16 protein-coding genes are annotated in these 17,324 nt (G+C 65.7%); 5 read left to right on the top strand and 11 right to left on the bottom strand.

Annotated features, from left to right (window positions below; genetic code table 11):
* Window positions 1–20 precede the first annotated feature (20 nt).
* The gene (locus PFZ56_RS22525) at window positions 21–752 is read left to right on the top strand and encodes an SDR family oxidoreductase (RefSeq protein WP_170003970.1); all 732 of its coding nucleotides are present in this window, start codon (window positions 21–23) and stop codon (window positions 750–752) included.
* Window positions 749–1,159, top strand: coding sequence for a hypothetical protein (locus PFZ56_RS22520; RefSeq protein ID WP_170003968.1), 411 nt, complete (start codon window positions 749–751; stop codon window positions 1,157–1,159). The genes PFZ56_RS22525 and PFZ56_RS22520 overlap by 4 nt, the downstream gene beginning before the upstream one ends.
* A gap of 77 nt (window positions 1,160–1,236) precedes the next feature.
* Here PFZ56_RS22520 and PFZ56_RS22515 read toward each other — a convergent pair whose 3' ends face one another.
* Window positions 1,237–2,547 carry an MFS transporter gene (locus PFZ56_RS22515; protein ID WP_170003966.1) on the bottom strand — a complete coding sequence of 437 codons (1,311 nt, stop codon included), beginning with the start codon at window positions 2,545–2,547 and terminating at the stop codon, window positions 1,237–1,239.
* 155 nt (window positions 2,548–2,702) lie between these two features.
* Between PFZ56_RS22515 and PFZ56_RS22510 the strand changes: the two genes are divergently transcribed.
* Window positions 2,703–3,833: a sugar diacid recognition domain-containing protein gene (locus PFZ56_RS22510; RefSeq protein ID WP_170003964.1), complete on the top strand. Its 1,131-nt coding sequence runs from the start codon at window positions 2,703–2,705 to the stop codon at window positions 3,831–3,833.
* Window positions 3,834–4,090: 257 nt separating this feature from the next.
* The gene (locus tag PFZ56_RS22505; RefSeq protein ID WP_123394276.1) at window positions 4,091–5,233 is read left to right on the top strand and encodes a glycerate kinase; all 1,143 of its coding nucleotides are present in this window, start codon (window positions 4,091–4,093) and stop codon (window positions 5,231–5,233) included.
* Window positions 5,234–5,715: 482 nt separating this feature from the next.
* Here PFZ56_RS22505 and hpaI read toward each other — a convergent pair whose 3' ends face one another.
* From hpaI to PFZ56_RS22465, 8 genes are all read right to left on the bottom strand, one after another.
* On the bottom strand, window positions 5,716–6,516 hold the full coding sequence (hpaI, locus tag PFZ56_RS22500; protein ID WP_102882624.1) for a 4-hydroxy-2-oxoheptanedioate aldolase: 801 nt from the start codon (window positions 6,514–6,516) through the stop codon (window positions 5,716–5,718).
* Window positions 6,517–6,526: 10 nt separating this feature from the next.
* Complete coding sequence (hpaH, locus tag PFZ56_RS22495; protein WP_123394273.1) at window positions 6,527–7,330, bottom strand: 2-oxo-hept-4-ene-1,7-dioate hydratase; 804 nt, start codon at window positions 7,328–7,330, stop codon at window positions 6,527–6,529.
* Window positions 7,331–7,332: 2 nt separating this feature from the next.
* Window positions 7,333–8,640 carry an MFS transporter gene (locus PFZ56_RS22490; protein ID WP_170004692.1) on the bottom strand — a complete coding sequence of 436 codons (1,308 nt, stop codon included), beginning with the start codon at window positions 8,638–8,640 and terminating at the stop codon, window positions 7,333–7,335.
* 162 nt (window positions 8,641–8,802) lie between these two features.
* Window positions 8,803–9,192 (bottom strand): 5-carboxymethyl-2-hydroxymuconate Delta-isomerase, encoded by a 390-nt coding sequence (locus PFZ56_RS22485; protein WP_102882626.1) that lies wholly within the window; start codon window positions 9,190–9,192, stop codon window positions 8,803–8,805.
* Between the two features lie 90 nt (window positions 9,193–9,282).
* Window positions 9,283–10,140, bottom strand: a complete 858-nt coding sequence (gene hpaD / locus PFZ56_RS22480; protein ID WP_170004694.1) for a 3,4-dihydroxyphenylacetate 2,3-dioxygenase — start codon at window positions 10,138–10,140, stop codon at window positions 9,283–9,285.
* Window positions 10,141–10,194: 54 nt separating this feature from the next.
* On the bottom strand, window positions 10,195–11,655 hold the full coding sequence (gene hpaE / locus PFZ56_RS22475) for a 5-carboxymethyl-2-hydroxymuconate semialdehyde dehydrogenase (RefSeq protein WP_110596616.1): 1,461 nt from the start codon (window positions 11,653–11,655) through the stop codon (window positions 10,195–10,197).
* On the bottom strand, window positions 11,656–12,456 hold the full coding sequence (locus tag PFZ56_RS22470) for a fumarylacetoacetate hydrolase family protein (RefSeq protein WP_102882629.1): 801 nt from the start codon (window positions 12,454–12,456) through the stop codon (window positions 11,656–11,658).
* A 9-nt stretch (window positions 12,457–12,465) separates the two neighbouring features.
* Window positions 12,466–13,125 (bottom strand): fumarylacetoacetate hydrolase family protein, encoded by a 660-nt coding sequence (locus tag PFZ56_RS22465; RefSeq protein WP_170004696.1) that lies wholly within the window; start codon window positions 13,123–13,125, stop codon window positions 12,466–12,468.
* 208 nt (window positions 13,126–13,333) lie between these two features.
* On the opposite strand from PFZ56_RS22465, the gene hpaA reads away from it, so the two are divergent.
* Window positions 13,334–14,266: a 4-hydroxyphenylacetate catabolism regulatory protein HpaA gene (hpaA, locus tag PFZ56_RS22460; RefSeq protein ID WP_170004698.1), complete on the top strand. Its 933-nt coding sequence runs from the start codon at window positions 13,334–13,336 to the stop codon at window positions 14,264–14,266.
* 8 nt (window positions 14,267–14,274) lie between these two features.
* On the opposite strand, the gene PFZ56_RS22455 is transcribed toward hpaA, so the two are convergent.
* Entirely contained in the window at window positions 14,275–15,936 is a 1,662-nt protein-coding gene (locus tag PFZ56_RS22455; protein ID WP_170004700.1) for a GMC family oxidoreductase, read from the bottom strand.
* A gap of 35 nt (window positions 15,937–15,971) precedes the next feature.
* Entirely contained in the window at window positions 15,972–17,273 is a 1,302-nt protein-coding gene (locus PFZ56_RS22450) for a carbohydrate porin (RefSeq protein ID WP_170004702.1), read from the bottom strand.
* Between the last annotated feature and the right edge of the window lie 51 nt (window positions 17,274–17,324).

The following is a 17,324-nucleotide window of genomic DNA, read 5'->3' as shown; positions in this document are numbered from 1 at the left end:
ACATGACCCAGGTGATCGCAATGACTCTTTCCAATCCAAGCTTGCAGCACAAGACCGTGGTGGTGATTGGCGCCGGCAGCGGCATCGGTGCTGCCGTGGCCCGTCAGGCGGCCGCACGCGGGGCCAAGGTGGTGCTCGCCGGGCGCAGCCTCGAAGCCTTGCAACGGCAGCAGGCGCAGTTGCCGCCCTCGGCCCGCAGCCTCGCCGTGGACATCACCGACGCCGCCAGCCTCGGTGATCTGTTCAGCGCCGTGGGCGCCTTTGACCATCTGGTGATCAGTGCCGGTCCGGCGATCACCGCCAAGCCCCTGGCCGACACCGATCTGCTGGATGCCCAGCGGGCGTTCGAGGTGAAGTTCTGGGGCGTGTGGCGCGCGGTCCAGGCGGCGCTGCCCCATCTGGCGGCTCAAGGCAGCATCGGCCTGACCTCAGGTTTGCTGTCACGCAAAATGGTTCCCGGACAGGTGCTCAAGACCACCCTCAATGCCGCCCTCGAAGCCCTGGGCAAGCACCTGGCCAAGGAACTGGCGCCATGCCGGGTGAATGTCATCAGCCCTGGGGTCACCGCCACCGAAGCCTATGCCGGAATGTCCGAAGAGGCGCGTCAGGCGATGTTTGCGCGCACCGCCGCCAGCCTGCCGGTGGGCCGTGTCGGCCAGCCGGATGACATCGCCGCAGCCTTTATCCTGGCCATGGAGAACGGCTTTATCAGCGGCAGCCTGATCGACGTCGATGGCGGTGGCCTGCTATGAGCTGGCGCTTCGATCACCTGGCGTTCAACTGTGCCGAGGGCCAGGCGTTGCAGCAGGCATTCGCCGATCTGTTGGGCCTGCAAGCGGGACGGCGTCCCCCGTTTCCCTTTCCCGGACGCTGGCTGTATCAGGACCGGCAGGCGCTGGTCCACGTCATCGAACAGGCCGATAGCCCAGAGCCGCAACTGAGTCACATCGCCTTCAGCACCCAGGAGGCGGCCGAAGCCGTGTTGCAGCGGGTGCAAGCCAGTGGCCTGGAGCATCAGGTGGCGCAGGTCCCGGAAGACGGCATCTGGCAGATCTTTGTCCGTCTGCCCGGCGGCCTGGTGCTGGAGCTGGATGCTCCGGCGGCGGGGGAGTTGAGCATCAGCCACGACTACGCCCGGCACGGTGGTGCCCCGAACTGAGGCCGGCCATGAAAAAGCCCGTTGGAGCAGAGGCTCGAACGGGCTTTTTTCGTTGCTGGGCTGTGTGTTGCCGGGGTTCAGCGGTTCAGGGTGCGGGTCATGCGCAGCGCCAGCAGGCTACCGCCGACAATCACCCCGGCCAGCAGGTACAGCGCGGCATCGGTGGAGCCGGTGCTGTCCTTGACCCAACCGACCAGGTAGGGGCTGAGGAAGCCGGCCATCTGGCCCATGGAGTTGATCAGCGCCAGGCCACCGGCCGCGGCTCCGGCACTGAGCAGGGCGGTGGGCACCGGCCAGAACATCGGCAGGCCGGTGAGGGCACCCATGGTGGCGAGGGTCAGGCCGAGGATGGCCAGGGCCGGGGTGCTGGCGAAGTTCACCGCGATCAGCAGGCCTACGGCGCCCATCAGCATCGGCACCACAAGGTGCCAGCGGCGCTCCTTGCGCAGGTCTGCCGAACGGCCCACCAGCAGCATGAACACCGCCGCCAGCAGGTAGGGAATCGCACTCAGCCAGCCGATCACCAGATTGTCGGCAAAGCCCAGGTTTTTGATGATCGACGGCAGCCAGAAGTTGATCGCGTAGACCCCGCTCTGGATGCAGAAATAGATCAGGCCGAAGGCCCAGATCGCCGGATTCTTGAACACGGCCGCCAGGGAATCGCTGGCGGTTTTCGGCTGGTTGGCGGCGTCCGCGGCCTGGTCGGCCTCCAGCACCGCGCGTTCAGCCGGCGTCAGCCACTTGGCGTGGGCGAAGCTGTCGCTGAGCAGGAAGAACGCCAGGGCGCCGAGTACCACCGTGGGAACGCCCTGCAGCAGGAACATCCACTGCCAGCCGGCGAGGCCGCCTTGCCCGGCCGCGAAGTGATTGAGAATCCAGCCGGAAAACGGGCTGCCCAACAACCCTGAGACCGGGATCGCCGACATGAACAGGGCCATGATCCGGCCTCGGCGGAAGGTCGGGAACCACTGCGAAAGGTACAGCACCACCCCGGGGAAGAAGCCGGCTTCGGCGGCTCCGGTGAACAGGCGCAAGGTATAGAACTGGGTCGGCGTGGTGACGAACAGCAGGCAGGTGGACAGGGTGCCCCAGGTGATCATCATCAGCGCGATCCAGCGCCGTGGGCCGAACCGGTTCAGCGCCAGGTTGCTCGGTACGCCGCACAGCACGTAACCGATAAAGAAGATCCCGGCGCCCAGGCCGTAGACCGTTTCACTGAATTTCAGGGCATCGAGCATCTGCAACTTGGCGAAGCCAACGTTGACCCGGTCGAGGTAGTTGAACAGATAGCAAACGAAGATGAAGGGGATCAGGCGCAAGGTGATGCGCTTGTAGACGGCGTGCTTGTCGTCAGCCTGGGCCAGTGGGGCAGCGGCGCTCTGTGACATGGAGTGTCTCTCTTTATTATGATTTTTTGCGGTGCAAGGGTAACGTTGACCGCCCCGAGAGTCTCAGTCACACCGAGGTCGCTGTCTTTGTGCCGGCGCACAGCGATTGGCCGCCGACCCTGTGCCACTGAACAACGTCCAAGGACCTTCCCTCTATGTTCGAACTCGATCATGACCTGGCGCAGGACATCGTCGACCGCACGATGGCCATCCTGCCCTACAACGTCAACGTCATGGACAGCCAGGGCTTGATCCTGGGCAGCGGCGAGCCTGAGCGCATCAACACCCGCCACGAAGGCGCGCAACTGGTGCTGGCCAACGGCCGGGTGGTGGAGATCGACGAGCCCACCGCGCGCCAGCTCAAGGGGGTGCAGCCGGGGATCAACCTGCCATTGCTGCACGACCAGCGGCTGATCGGCGTGCTGGGCATCACCGGCGATCCGGCCTTGCTGCGCACCTACGCCGAACTGGTGCGCATGACCGCCGAGATGCTGGTGAGCCAGCGCCACCAACAGGCCGAACAGCAATGGCGGCGCCAGCGTTGTGACGATCTGCTGGCCCTGCTGTTGAGCGACAGCGGCGACTCGCCACGGCTGGTGGACGAAGCCCGGCAGATGGGCCTCAAGCCGCAATTGGCGCGCACCCCTTACCTGTTCGAACTGGCGCCGGAGCAGCCCGTGGGGCAGGGCGTCGAGACCCTCAGCACCTGGCTGATGAGCCGCTACCCGGACAGCTGGTGCGTCAGTTCGTCAAAGACCTCCCTGCTCTGGTGTCGCCCGGCGAACTTCAGCCTGGACAACCCGCGCCTGCTGGAAAAACTCGACGGCCAGGGCTGGAACATCCTGCGGGTTGCCGTGGGCGGGCAGGCCGAGGGGCTGGCCGGTTTGCGCCGCTGCTATCGTCGGGTCGGTGACCTGCTGGCCTACGGCCGCGACCTGCTGCCGGACTCGCGCCTGCTGACCCTCAACCGCTACCGCCTGCCGGTGATGCTCTGGCGCCACCGCAACGACGACGCCCTGGACGAGTTGCTGACACCGTTGCGCAAGGTGCTGGCCAAGGACAGCAACGGCCAGTTGCTGGCGACCTTGCGCAGCTGGTGCGACCACGATGGCCAGAGCCAGGCCTGCGCCGACGCCCTGGGCATTCACCGCAACAGCCTGCGCTACCGCATGGAGCGGATTGCCGAACTCAGCGGCGTCGACCCCTTGCGCCTGGACGGCATGCTGGCCCTGTACCTGGGGGGGCAATTGCTGCCCCCCAACACGGCTCAACACAATCCCCTGTAGCCGCTGCCGAGCCATGGCGAGGCTGCGCAAAGGCCCGCAGGGCCTTGCTTGGCAACCTCCCATCAAACCTGCATCGCCTTCAAGCCCCTGGCGAGCGCTACGCGCCCGTTCGCAGCCTGCGGCAGCGGTTTCAACGCTAGGCGAGGTTGCGCCGTTGTAGCAATGAACAATAAAGCGCCCCCGGACTTGTGCAGCGGACCGGGGCCAGCGCCTGGGCCAAGTGGCAGCATGGCGGCACAAGAACCGGAGAACACCCCATGAAGATCATCATCGCCCCCGACTCGTTCAAGGACAGCCTGAGTGCCGAAGGCGTGGCCCAGGCCATTGCCCTGGGGCTGGCCGAGGTCTGGCCCGACGCCGAGCTACGTCAATGCCCGATGGCCGACGGCGGCGAGGGCACGGTGGAGTCGATTCTCGCCGCTTGTGACGGGCAACTGCGCAGCCATCGGGTCCAGGGGCCGCTGGGGGCGACGGTCGAAGCCCGCTGGGGCTGGCTGCCCCAGAGCCACACGGCAATCATCGAAATGGCCGAGGCCAGCGGCCTGCAATTACTGGCGCTGGACCAGCGCGATGCCTGCAACAGCAGCACCTTCGGGACGGGGGAACTGATCCTGGCCGCGCTGGAGGCCGGGGCCCAGCGCATCATCCTGGCCATCGGCGGCAGCGCCACCAACGATGGCGGCGCCGGTGCCCTGCAAGCCCTGGGTCTCAAATTGCTGGATCGCCAGGGCCAGGTACTGCCCCGGGGTGGTCTGGCCTTGGCTGATCTGGCCGGTATTGAGCTCGATGGCATGGACCCGCGTCTGGCCCAGGTGCGTTTTGAAATCGCCGCCGACGTCAACAACCCGCTGTGTGGCGAGCACGGTGCCTCGGCGATCTTCGGCCCGCAGAAAGGTGCTTCGCCGCAACAGGTGCAAGCGCTGGACCGGGCCTTGGGGCACTTCGCCGACCTGTGTGCCCAGGTGTTGCCCAAGGACCTGCGTGACGAACCCGGCAGCGGCGCGGCGGGCGGCCTGGGGTTTGCCGCCAAGGCGTTCCTCGGCGCGCAATTTCGCCCCGGCGTGGAAGTGGTGGCGGAGCTGGTGGGCCTGGAACAGGCCATGCAGGGCGCCGATCTGGTGATTACCGGCGAAGGGCGTTTCGACGCCCAGACCCTGCGCGGCAAGACCCCCTTTGGTGTCGCACGCATTGCCCGGGAGCAGGGCGTTCCGGTGATCGTGATTGCCGGCACCCTGGGCGAGGGTTACCAGCAGATGTACGCCCACGGTGTGGACGCAGCCTTCGCCCTGACCAGCGGTCCCATGAGCCTGGAACAGGCCTGCCGCGAGGCCCCGCGCCTGCTGCGCGAACGCGCCGCCGACATCGCCCGCGTCTGGCGCCTGGCCCGCAACGCCCGCTAGATACTCGCTGGAGCTGGTCAGCGAAGTTCGTTAATTAGGGCCGGTGGTGGGCATATCCGCTGCTGCGGTAATGGCCGCTTAGGGTTTCGTTCTCACGGTGGCGGTTTGGGGGGCATATCCATTTCTGCGGGGGCGGCGGCTGGTGGTTTCGCCCTTACGGCGAGTCACTTTGGGACCCCAAAGTAACCAAAGGGCTTTGCCCCTCCACTCGGTGCCTCGCCTAGGCTCGGCATGCCCGAACTCCGGCATTGATCCGTGGGCCGCCGCCACCGGCCATCCATGGCCGGGTGGCGGCTAACCCGGCATCCTTGCCGGGTTACCCACGGCTCAATGCCTGCGTTCGGCCATCGTGGTTAACGGGGCGTTCAGATCAAGATCAAGATCAAGAGCCAGACGGCGGCCTTGCGGCCGGCCTGAAGCAGGGGTGCGGGGTGTTCCCAGTGAGCTGGCTGGCAAGCGAAGAGGCTGCCAGCCAGCGTTCGTCAGTAGACGCCGCCTTCGCTCGTGGGGGCGTCCAGGGTCTTGTACTGGCCGACCAGGTTCTGCAGGCCTTTCATCAGCACTGTGGTGTCTACCCCCACGGCCACGAAGTTGGCCCCCAGTTCGATGCAACGCCGTGCCAGACGCTGATCGGCACTGAGAATCCCCGCGGCCTTGCCCGCCTGACGAATTCGCACGATGGCGTCTTCAATCGCGGCCACCACCTCGGGGTGCCCGGGGTTGCCCCGCTGGCCCATGGCCGCCGACAGATCCGCCGGGCCGATAAACACGCCGTCGACTCCGTCCACCGCGAGAATCTCATCCAGGTTGCGCAGGCCTTCGAGGTTCTCGATCTGCACCAGCAGGCACATCTGCTCGTCCGCCTGATCCAGGTAGCCGGCGATGCTGTTCCAGCGCGATGCCCGGGCCAGGGCGCTGCCGACACCGCGCACCCCCAGCGGCGGATAGTGCATGGCGCGCACCAGCTGACGTGCCTGTTCGGCGCTTTCCACCATGGGAATCAGCAGGGTCTGGGCGCCGATGTCCAGCAATTGTTTGATCAGCGCGGTATCGCCAATGGGCGGGCGGATGATGCCCTGGGCTGCGTAGGGCGCGATGGCCTGCAGTTGCGCGAGCAGGCTGCGCAGATCGTTGGGCGCGTGTTCGCCGTCCAGCAAAAGCCAGTCGAAACCGGCGTTGGCCGCCAGCTCGGCGCAGTAGCCGTCGGCCAACCCCAGCCACAGGCCGATCTGTGGTTCGCTGTGTTGCAGGCGTTGTTTGAACAGGTTCAGAGGCATGTCCATGGCGGTCTCCTCAGACAAAGCGGCAGGCGATGCTGCCCAACTGATCGTAGTCCACGTGGAAGACATCCCCGGGACGGGCGGCCACCGGGCGCGTGAAGGAGCCGCCGAGAATGATCTGCCCGGCTTCCAGGCCGACGTCGTAGGCCGCGAGCTTGTTGGCCAGCCAGGCCACGCCCTTGGCCGGGTGGTTGAGTACCGCGGCAGAGACCCCAGACTCCTCGATCACGCCATTGCGGTAGAGCACCGCCGGCACCTTGCGCAAGTCCACATCCCCGGGACGCACGGCGCGGCCACCCATCACCACCCCGGCGTTGGCGGCGTTGTCGGAAATGGTGTCGAACACCTTGCGGGTGGCCTGGGTCTGCGGGTCCAGCTGCTGGATGCGCGCGTCGATGATCTCCAGGGCCGGGATCACCCAGTCGGTGGCGTCCAGCACATCGAACAGCGTGCAGTGGGGGCCTTTCAAGGGTTTGCCGAGGATGAACGCCAGCTCCACCTCGACCCGCGGCACGATAAAGCGCTGAAAGGGAATGTCCGTGCCTTCATCGAACAGCATGTCGTCCAGCAAGGCGCCGAAATCCGGCTCGGTGATGTTCGACGATACCTGCATCGCCCGGGACGTCAGGCCGATCTTGTGGCCCACCAGCTTGCGGCCGTCGCGGATCTTCTGCTCCACCCAGCTGCGCTGGATGGCGTAGGCATCCTCGATACTGATGTCGGGGTATTGCAGGGACAACTGGCCGATCTGTTCGCGGCTGCGTTCGGCAGCGTTGAGGCGCGCGGCGGCTTCTTGGATATCCGAAGGGCTGAGCATGGTTATTTCTCCCGAGGGTTGACGATATGGGCAGGCACCCGCAGCACCAGCCAGGCGCCCAGGGCGATCAGCAGGGCCAGGGCATAGAGGGCGAGGCTGGCGCTTTGGGTGGCGTCGCGCACCACGCCAATCAGGTAGGGCGCGAGGAAGGCGGCCACACTGCCGAAGGAACTGATCAGGGCAATGCCCGCGGCCTGGGTGCTGCTGGCCAGAAACGCCGGCGGCAACTGCCAGAACATCGGCAGCGCGGCGCTGGCGCCCATGCCCGCCACCAGCAGGCCGAACATCACCAGCCACGGGTCGCCCGGGGCCAGCCCGGTGAGGGTCAGGCCGAGGCTGGACATCAATAGCGGTATCGCCAAATGCCAGCGGCGCTCGCGCAGGCGGTCCGAGGAACGGCCAACGCCGAGCATGAACAGGCAACCGGCCAGATAGGGCAGGGCGCTGAGCAGGCCGACGTTGCTGTCCCGGGCGATGCCGGCGTGGTGGATCAGGGTCGGCATCCAGAAGGCGATGGTGTTCACCGCCAGCATCACCGCGAAGTAGATGCACACCAGCAGCCAGACATGGTGCTCCGTGAGGATGTCGCTGAAGCGGTTGATGGACTTGCGCTGTTCTTCCTGTTGCAGGGCCTGCAACAGCTGGGCTTTCTGCGCCGGGGTCAGCCAGTCCACCTGCTCGATGCTTTCCGGCAGGGCCTTGAGCACCACTAGACCCAGCAGCACCACGGGCAAGCCTTCGATGAGGAACATCCACTGCCAGCCGCGCAGGCCGCCGACGTCGTGGAAGCTTTCCAGAATCCACCCCGACAGGGGCCCGCCAATCACCCCGGCCATGGGCACGGCAATGGCGAACAGCGCGGTCACCTGACCGCGGCGGCTGGCCGGGAACCAGCGGTTGAGCAGCACCAGGATGCCAGGGAAGAACCCCGCCTCGGCGACCCCCAGCAGAAAGCGCAGCACATAGAAGCCCCAGGCGCTGTCGACCAGCATCAGGGCACTGGACAGCAGGCCCCAGACCAGCATCAGCAAGGCGATCCAGCGCCGTGGCCCGACCCGCTCCAGGGCCAGGTTGCTGGGCACCCCGAACAGCGCGTAGGCCACGAAGAACAGCCCGGCGCCGAGGCCGTAGACGCTGTCGCTGAAGCCCAGGTCCTGGGTCATCTGCAACTTGGCGAAGCCGATATTGATGCGGTCCAGGTGGGCGAAGATGTAGCAGACGAACAACAGCGGCATCAGCCGCCAGGTGATCTTGCGATAGCAGTCGTTGACCTCGGCCACAGGAGCCTCGGCGATTGCGGGATGGGACATGGGGAGATCTCGTTATTGTTCTTGTGTGGGTCGGCTTGCCAGCGAAGTTTGCCTAGGGGCTGGCGCCTGGCTTGCGGGCCTGTTTGCTGGCAAGCCAGCTCCTACGGGTGGCATGGGCGTTGTGTAGGAGCCGGCTGGCCGGCGAAAGGGCTGGCACAATGCTCAGGCCTGTCCGCGCAGAAACTCATGCACGTTGTTGTGCTTGAAGTTCAGCTCGGCATCCAGCTCGCTCATCTCGAACGACAGCGCCAGCAAGCGCTGGGCCTGCAGCGTGGCGAAGTGCGCCTTGATGATGTCGAACAGGCCCTCGGCCACTTGGCGCCGGGTGGCCAGGTCCCGTCCGGCGCCCACCTGCAGGCGCATGTGGACAAAGGCGTAGTCGTGCTTGCCGTCGGCCATGCGCCAGGTGTCCAGGCGCACGCCGCGGCTGCGAATGCCCCCAAGGGGGAACACGCCCGTGGCGCCCAGGTAGTCATGAACCTTGCTGAACAGCCCCGGCAGATCGGCGGCCTGTTCGATGTTGTCGGTGTACTCAGCGATGAAATGCGGCACGCAAACCTCCTTCTCAGGCAATGGCAGGCGGCAAGCTACGAGCCACAGGAGACTCTCCTGTGGCCAGCGGCTCGACGCTTGCCGTCGCGGCTATATGTCGAAAATGGCGTTGATCTGACCGGTGCCGGAGCTGCCGAAGAGTGGGGTGACGATCTCGGCCGGGCGGTTGTACTCAGCGCCACCCAGCAGGCCCAGCAGCATTGCCGTGTCATGCATGCCGCCCTCGCCGTGGCAGCTGCTGGCGTAGTCCGGGAGCATGGCGCAGAACTCGCGAAAGCGACCTTGCTGCCACAGTTCCACCACCCGCTGGTCCACCTGCTTGTCGAATTCCCGGGTCCAGTTGTGGATGTTGGCTTCGGCTTCGCGGTCGTTGGAGAAACGGTGGGACAGCGAGCCGGACGCCAGCACCAGGACCTTGCGCTCGCTCTTTTCAATCGCCCGGCGCACGGCGGCGCCGAAGGTGAAGCTGTCCTCCAGTTTGTGCCAGGCACACCAGGCGGCGATGGACACCACCTTGAAATGCTCGGCGGCGGGCACATCCATGTGCATGTAGCGCATGGGCACCAGGGTCCCGTACTCCAGCTCCAGGCTGGGGATGTTGTGGGCCAGGGTACGCACGTCGGCGGCGTTGGCCTCGGCGGCGATCAGTTCCCCCAGCTCCGGGCAGCCCTGGTAGTCGTAGGTCATGTTCTTGATGAAGTGCGGCAGCTCGTTGCTGGTGTAGGTGCCGTTGAAGGCTTCACCACAGTTGATGTGGTAACCGCTGTTGACCAGCCAGTGCACATCGAACACCACCGCGGTGTCGGCCCCCAGCGCCCGGGCGCGACGAGCAATTTCCTTGTGCCCGGCAATGGCCGCCTCACGGCAGCCGTGGTGCTTGCCCGGCAGTTCGGACAGGTACATCGATGGAACGTGGCAGACCTTGGCGGCCATGACGACTTCGCCCATGGTGCTTCTCCTGAAACATCTTCTTGTTGGCGTGATCCGGGACGGTTGTAAACCTTACACGCCCCAGCGCGGGATGTGATGGCTGCCCATGGAGAGGCAGACGTTCTTGATCTCGGCAAACACTTCGAAGCTGTATTCGCCGCCTTCGCGGCCGGTGCCCGAGCCCTTGACGCCACCAAACGGCTGGCGCAGGTCGCGGACGTTCTGGCTGTTGATGAACACCATGCCGGCCTCGATGCCCCGGGCCAGGCGATGGGCCTTGCCGATGTCCTGGGTCCAGATGTAGGAAGCCAGGCCGTACTCGGTGTCGTTGGCCAGTTGCAGGGCCTGGGCCTCGTCCTTGAACGGGATCAGGCACACCACCGGGCCGAAGATCTCTTCCTGGGCGATGCGCATCCGGTTGTCCACGTCGGCGAACACCGTGGGCTGGATGAACTGCCCGCGAGCCAGGTGTGCCGGCAGGTTGGCCGGGCGTTCCAGGCCGCCGGCCAGCAAGGTCGCGCCTTCTTCCAGGCCGATGCGGATGTAGCCGGTGACCTTGTCGTAGTGGGCCTGGGTGATCATCGAGCCGACCTGGGTCTTGGGGTCCTGCGGGTCACCGACGATCAGGCGCTTGGCTCGGGCGGCGAACTCCTTGACGAACTGCGGGTAGACGCTTTCCTGGATGAAGATCCGGCTGCCGGCGGTGCAGCGCTCGCCGTTCAGGGAAAAGATGGTGAACAGCGCGGCGTCCAGGGCCCGCTCCAGGTCGGCGTCCTCGAAGATCAGCACCGGCGACTTGCCCCCCAGTTCCATGGAGTACTTCTTCAGGCCGGCGGTCTGCATGATCTTCTTGCCGGTGGCGGTGCCGCCGGTGAAGGAGATTGCCCGCACGTCCGGGTGGCGCACCAGGGCGTCGCCGGCAGTGGCGCCGTAGCCCTGGACGATGTTCAGCACCCCGGCGGGAATCCCGGCTTCCAGCGCCAGCCGGCCCAGCTCGTTGGCGGTCAGCGGCGACAGTTCGCTCATCTTCAGCACCGCGGTATTGCCCAGGGCCAGGCAGGGCGCGGTCTTCCAGGTGGCGGTCATGAACGGCACGTTCCATGGCGACACCAGGGCGCACACGCCCACCGGCTGGTACAGGGTGTAGTTGAGCATCTGGTCGTCCACCGGATAGCTGTGGCCATCCATGCGGGTGCAGACCTCGGCGAAGAAATCAAAGTTGTGCGAGGCCCGGGGAATCAGCACGTTGCGGGTCTGGTGGATCGGCAACCCGGTGTCCAGGGTTTCCAGCTCCGCCAGGTGCGGCACGTTCTCCTCGATCAGCGCGCCCAGGCGGCGCATCAACCGGGCACGTTCCTTGGCCGGGGTATTGGCCCATTTCGGGAAAGCATCCTTGGCCGCGGCCACGGCCAGGGCAATTTCCTCGGCGCCACCGCTGGCCACCTCGCCAATGGCTTCACCGGTGGCGGGGTTGTAGTTGGTGAAGACTTCACGGCTTTCGACTTCGCGGCCGTTGATCCAGTGCTTGATCATTTATGCGTGCTCCTTGGCCACGGCGGTGGGCTCTGGGTGGGCGTGATGGGCGAAGAATTCGCTTTCGCTGACGATGCGGTTGACCAGCCGGCCGACACCTTCGATTTCCACCACCACCTCATCGCCGGGCACTACATCGCTGAGGCCTTCGGGGGTGCCGGTGGCGATCATGTCCCCCGGTTGCAGGGTCATGAAGCTGGACAGGTATTCGATCAGGTAGGGGATGTCGAAGATCATGTCGGCGGTGCTGCCTTGCTGGCGCAGTTCGCCGTTGACCCAGGTGCGCAGGGTCAGCTTGTTGGGCTCCGGCACTTCGGCGGCGTCGATGATCCACGGGCCGACCGGGGTGGTCGCGTCGCGGTTCTTCACCCGCAGGTTGGGCCGGTAGTAGTTCTCCAGGTAATCGCGGATCGCGTAGTCGTTGCACAGGGTGTAGCCGGCCAGGTAGTCCAGGGCGTCCTCGCGCTTGACGTTGCGCGCAGTCTTGCCGATCACCGCCACCAGCTCGCACTCGTAGTGCATGTAGGCGACGTTGTCCGGGCGCCAGGTCACCTGGTTGTGTCCGGTGTAGGTGCCAGGGGACTTGATGAACACCAAGGGCTCGGTGGGGGGCGTGAAGGCCAGTTCGGCGGCGTGGTCGGCGTAGTTCAGGCCCAGGGCGAACATGGTCCCGGTGGCCGGGGGCAGCCACTGCACCTGATCCTCGGCCAGGGTCCGGCCGTCTTCCAGTTGCAGGGTATTGGGGCCGGTGACCCGAGCGTCGTGGACCTGGCCCTGATAGCGGATGCGCGCGTGTTTCATGTCGGTTCCTTATTCGGCAACGATGCTGTTGGCCAGACGGCCCAGGCCGCTGATCTGTACTTCGACCCGGTCGCCGGGGCGCACATCGACCCGGCCCTCGGGAGTGCCGGTGATCAGCACGTCTCCGGCATGCAGGGTCATGAATTCGCTGATCTCGGCAATCAGCTGGGGGATGTTGCGCACCAGGTTGGCGGTGCTGTTGTGCTGCACCCGCTCGCCGTTGACGAACAGCTCCAGGCTCAGGTCGTGGGGATCGCTGATCTGGGCGGCCGGCACCAGCTGCGGGCCGATGGCGCAGAAGCCGTCGCGGCATTTGGCCTTGACTGCCGGGCGGTAGTAGCTGTCTTCCGGCAAGCTGAACTCGTTGACGATGGTGTAGCCGGCCACATGCTCCAGGGCGTTTTCCAGGCTCACCCGGCTGGCGCGCTTGCCGATCACCACCCCCAGGGCCGGGCCCGGTTGCAGGCGTTCGACGTCCTTGGGGAACACCACGGGCGCTTCATGGGTATTGCGGGTGTTGGGTGTCTTGATGAACAGCACCGGCTTCACCGGAGGCTTCTGGTAGGGCGGCTGGGTGAAGCTTTGCAGATGGCTGTGCAGCAACCCCTGGTAGTTCAGCGCAACGCCGAACAGGGTGCCGCCGGCGTGATCGTTCAGTGCACGGCTCATCGAGCGTCTCCTGGTTCCTGGTGTGGGGGCCCGCAGTGGCGCTTGCCGCTAGCGGGGCGAATTCGTTAATGTATTAACGTTATATTTAATATGTTAATGATCGTCAAGCGCCAGCCTGAACGATTGCGTCTTGCCCTGGCGGGCAAGCCGCGAATCGCGCAGGATGCCAACGCTCTGCGTGCTGAAAAATAAAAAACAGAAGGGTGCCATGAACCCACGTCAACCCATTCCCAACATCAACATCGGCCAGGTCTACGATCAGCGCTACGCCGATGCCCAGGTGCATTACGACAAGCTGAGCAACCTCGCCGGCTTCTTCGGGCGCAACATGCCCGTGCATCGCCACGACCGCTTCTTCCAGGTGCACTACGTGCAAAGCGGCGCGGTGCGGGTCTACCTCGACGACCAGCAATACCTGGAGTCGGGACCGATGTTCTTCCTCACTCCGCCGACCATTCCCCATGCCTTCGTCACCGAAGCCGACAGCGAGGGCCACGTGCTCACCGTGCGCCAGCAACTGGTGTGGGAGTTGATCGGTGCCGATCCGACGCTGGCCCCCGCGCCCCAGGTACCGCCGGTGTGCGTGGCGCTGGCGCGCCTGGGGCCGGAGTTTGCCAATGAAGTACAGCGCCTGGAGTCCCTGTTCCAGGCGTTGCAGCAGGAAATCGGCGGGCAGGGGGCTGGGCGCGAGCCGGCCCTGGAAGCCCTGACCCGGTTGCTGATGATCAGCCTGCTCAGGCTTTCGGCCAATTCCCTCAAGGCCCGTCCGGCACGGCATGAAGACTTGCAGATCTTCCATCGCTTCAACGAGTTGATCGAGGCCCGCTACCTGGAGCACTGGCCCCTGGCGCGCTACGCCAGCGCCTTGGGGGTCACCGAAGCGCGGCTCAACGACGTCTGCCGACGCATCGCCGACCTGCCGTCCAAGCGCCTGGTGTACGAACGCCTGATGCAGGAATCCAAGCGCTTGCTGCTGTTCACCGCCAGTTCGGTGAATGAAATCTGCTACCAGCTGGGCTTCAAGGACCCGGCCTATTTCAGCCGGTTTTTCCAGCGTTACGCCAAGCTCGCGCCGGGGGAGTACCGGGCACGCCAGGGGCAGACCAACCCGCCTGCGGCCGAGACGCCGAAGCGCCCCTGAGCCCCGGCTCAAGTGCATGTTGCGCCTTGAGGCATGCTGCGCGGTTGCGCGGGTGCCGTACCCAGCAATAGGTCCGCGGCCTTTTCCCCGATCATGATCGCTGCCGCGTTGGTGTTGCCGGTGATCAGGCTCGGCATGATCGAGGCGTCCGCCACCCGCAGCCCCTGCAGGCCGTGGACCCGCAGTTGGTCGTCCACCACTGCCAACTCGTCGTGGCCCATCTTGCAGCTGCCCACCGGGTGGAACACCGTGCCCAGGTGCTGACGAATCCACTGCTCGATCTGCTCCTGGCTCTGTACCTGCGGGCCGGGCACCAGTTCGCCCTTGAGGCGCTGGGAGAAGGCTCGGGTCGCGGCCAACTGGCGCACCAAGCGCAAGCCGGCCACCAGCTTGCGCAGGTCCTCCGGGTGGCTGAGGAAGTTGGCCTCGATCAGTGGTTTGTCGTGCGGGTCGGCGGAGTTCAGGCGCACCCGGCCGCGGCTTTGCGGGTGCATTACCGCCACGTGCAGGCTGATGCCATGGCCCACGGGAATCAGGCGCTGGGGCTGGTTCTTCAGGGCCGGGGCGACGATCAGCCCCAGCTCCGGCACCGGGTCCTCGGGCGTAAGGCGCAGAAATGCTCCGGACTCGACGGTGTTGGAGGTCAGCGGTCCCTGGCGCCGGGTCAGGTACTGCCAGGGCGAACGGGCCAGGGGCAGCAGGCCCTTGGGCGAAAGACCGTAGCCCAGTTCGGGGTCGCTGCGGTACATCAGCACGATGTCCTGGTGGTCCTGCAGGTTCAGGCCGACCCCCGGCAACGGGTGGCGCGGCAGGATGCCGTGGGCTTTCAGTTCCTCCGCCGGGCCGATGCCGGAGAGCAGCAGCAACTGCGGCGAGTTGATTGCCCCGGCGCAGAGGATCACCTCCCGGCGCGCCTGCAACTGGCGGACCTGGCCGTTGTGGCTGATCTCCACGCCGCTGGCGCGAGTGCCTTGCAGCAGCACCCGGTGGGTCAGGGTGGAACTGAGTACGGTGAGGTTTTGCCGCTGCAGGATCGGATGCAGGAAAGCCCGGGCGGCGCTGCAACGTTCGCCGTTGATCTGGGTGACATGGAAGGGCCCGAAGCCTTCCTGTTCCGGGCCGTTGAAGTCCGGGTTGTAGCTCCAGCCCAGCTCCGTGGCCGCCTCATAGAACACCTGATTGACCGGGCTCGGGCTGCGCTGCTCGGCCACGTTGAGCTCGCCGTGCTGGCCATGCCAGGGCGAGTCGCCGGGTTCGAAATGCTCCGAACGCTTGAAATAGGGCAGCAGCTCGTCGTGGCTCCAGCCCTGGTTGCCGGCGGCGGCCCAGCGGTCGAAGTCCTGCCGGTGACCACGGATGTAGATCATGCCGTTGATGGCGCTGGAGCCGCCCCAGACCCGGCCGCGGGGGCAGGGGATGGGCTGGTCGCCGCTGGCGGCCTGGGGGCTGAATTGATGCATCCAGTTCCAGCGCGGGTTGGCGATCAGGCGGATGATCCCTGCCGGGGTGCGCACATAGGCGGCGGGCAGCAAGGTGCGGTCACTGGGCCCGGCCTCGATCAGGCACACCTTGAGCTTGGGGTCGGCGGACAGACGGTTGGCCAGCACGCAACCAGCGGAGCCGGCGCCGACCACTATGTAGTCGAAGGTTTGCGTGGTGTGTTCAGTCATGGGGGATACCTCTTGGGCAGTCACAAAAATCCATCTCACAGCCCCAGCAGCGAGCCGACGTCGAGGGTCACTTGCAGGCCGACGACAAAGCCGTTGCCGCTCAGCTCGCGGGCCTCGGGGTTGTAGAAATTGTCCGGGTTGATCAGGTACTGGACGCTGGGCTCCACCGCCAGTTGCCGGGTCAGGGCGATGTGGGCGTTGGCTTCCAGGGCATAGACATTGCGCTCGCCCAGGCGCGGGTCGCCGCCGTTGGCGCTCCGTGCCTGTTGCTGGAAGTGCAGTTGGTGATCGTTGAGGCGCAGGTAGCTGGCCTTGACGTTGAGCTTGTCCTGGGGCCGGTCGAAGGGCGCCATGTAGGTCAGCCCGGCCTCGGCGAAGTGGCTGAAGGGCTGCTTGTCATCGGCCGCCGCCGACAGCGAGCCGAACAACAGCAGGGCCTGGGGCGCGCTGCCCGATCCGGCGTCGGCGCGCCACAGCGACTGCTGGAACTTGAAGAAGGCGCCGCCGCTGCCCCATGCCGTGGCCCCGGTCAGCGGGTCCTCCTGCTTGGAGGTGTTGTAGTAGCCGTTGAGCTCGTAGTGGGAGCTGTAGGCGTCGCGGTTCTGGCTGCCGATGCCCAGCAGCAGGCTGGTGCCGCTGGCATCGTCGGTGCTGAAGTCCAGACCCTTGCGCTCCTTCAGATAGTCCACCGGGTTGGATTCGAAGGCGCCGCCGTGTACGTACCACTGGGGCGTCAGCTGGTACTTCAGGTAGCCGCCCCAACTGCCGTAGGGCGGCGGCAGGATGCCGGTAGAAGAGTCGATGATCGGGTCGTTGCAGGTCACTGTGCTTTCGCAGTTGTAGATGTAGAAATAGCGCCGGGCGTTGGTCCGCCCCAGGCTCAGGTCGACCTGGCCGTCGAGCCAGGTCTGCTGGTAGGTCAACAGGCTCAGCTGGTTGCTGGTGAGGTCGTTGTGGATCGGCGCGCCGCCAAAGTAGCTGCCGGCGGCGCCTTGCCAGTTGCGTGAGGTGGGTACGCCGGTCTGGTGGTCGAGGATGAACAGGGTCTGTTCGAAGTGCAGCGCCGCGCCGTCCAGGCCGGCGAAGGTCCCCAGGTCGATATCGGCGCCCACGAACAGATCGCCGCTGTTGCCAAAACTGTGGGGCCGGGGGCCGGTATCGAGGTTCTTCATCGCCAGGCTGAGAAACTGCACGTGGGGCGTAATGCCCTGGTCGGCCAGGTAATCGCCCAGGCCGGACAGCGGCCCGCTACGGGGCGCAGCCGGGGCATCGGCGAAGCCATCAAGGGGCAGCAGCAAGGCTGCCAGCAGCGGGCACAGCGCATAGGAAGCATTCATGTCGGGTACTCGTTTCTTGTTGTTTTTGTCTTGAGTGTTGAAAGCGAGGGG

It is taken from the genome of Pseudomonas danubii (assembly GCF_042980055.1).
Taxonomy (GTDB): domain Bacteria; phylum Pseudomonadota; class Gammaproteobacteria; order Pseudomonadales; family Pseudomonadaceae; genus Aquipseudomonas; species Aquipseudomonas danubii.
The sequence above is the reverse complement of the archived record's forward strand: the minus strand, read 5'-3'. Positions and strand labels throughout refer to the sequence as shown.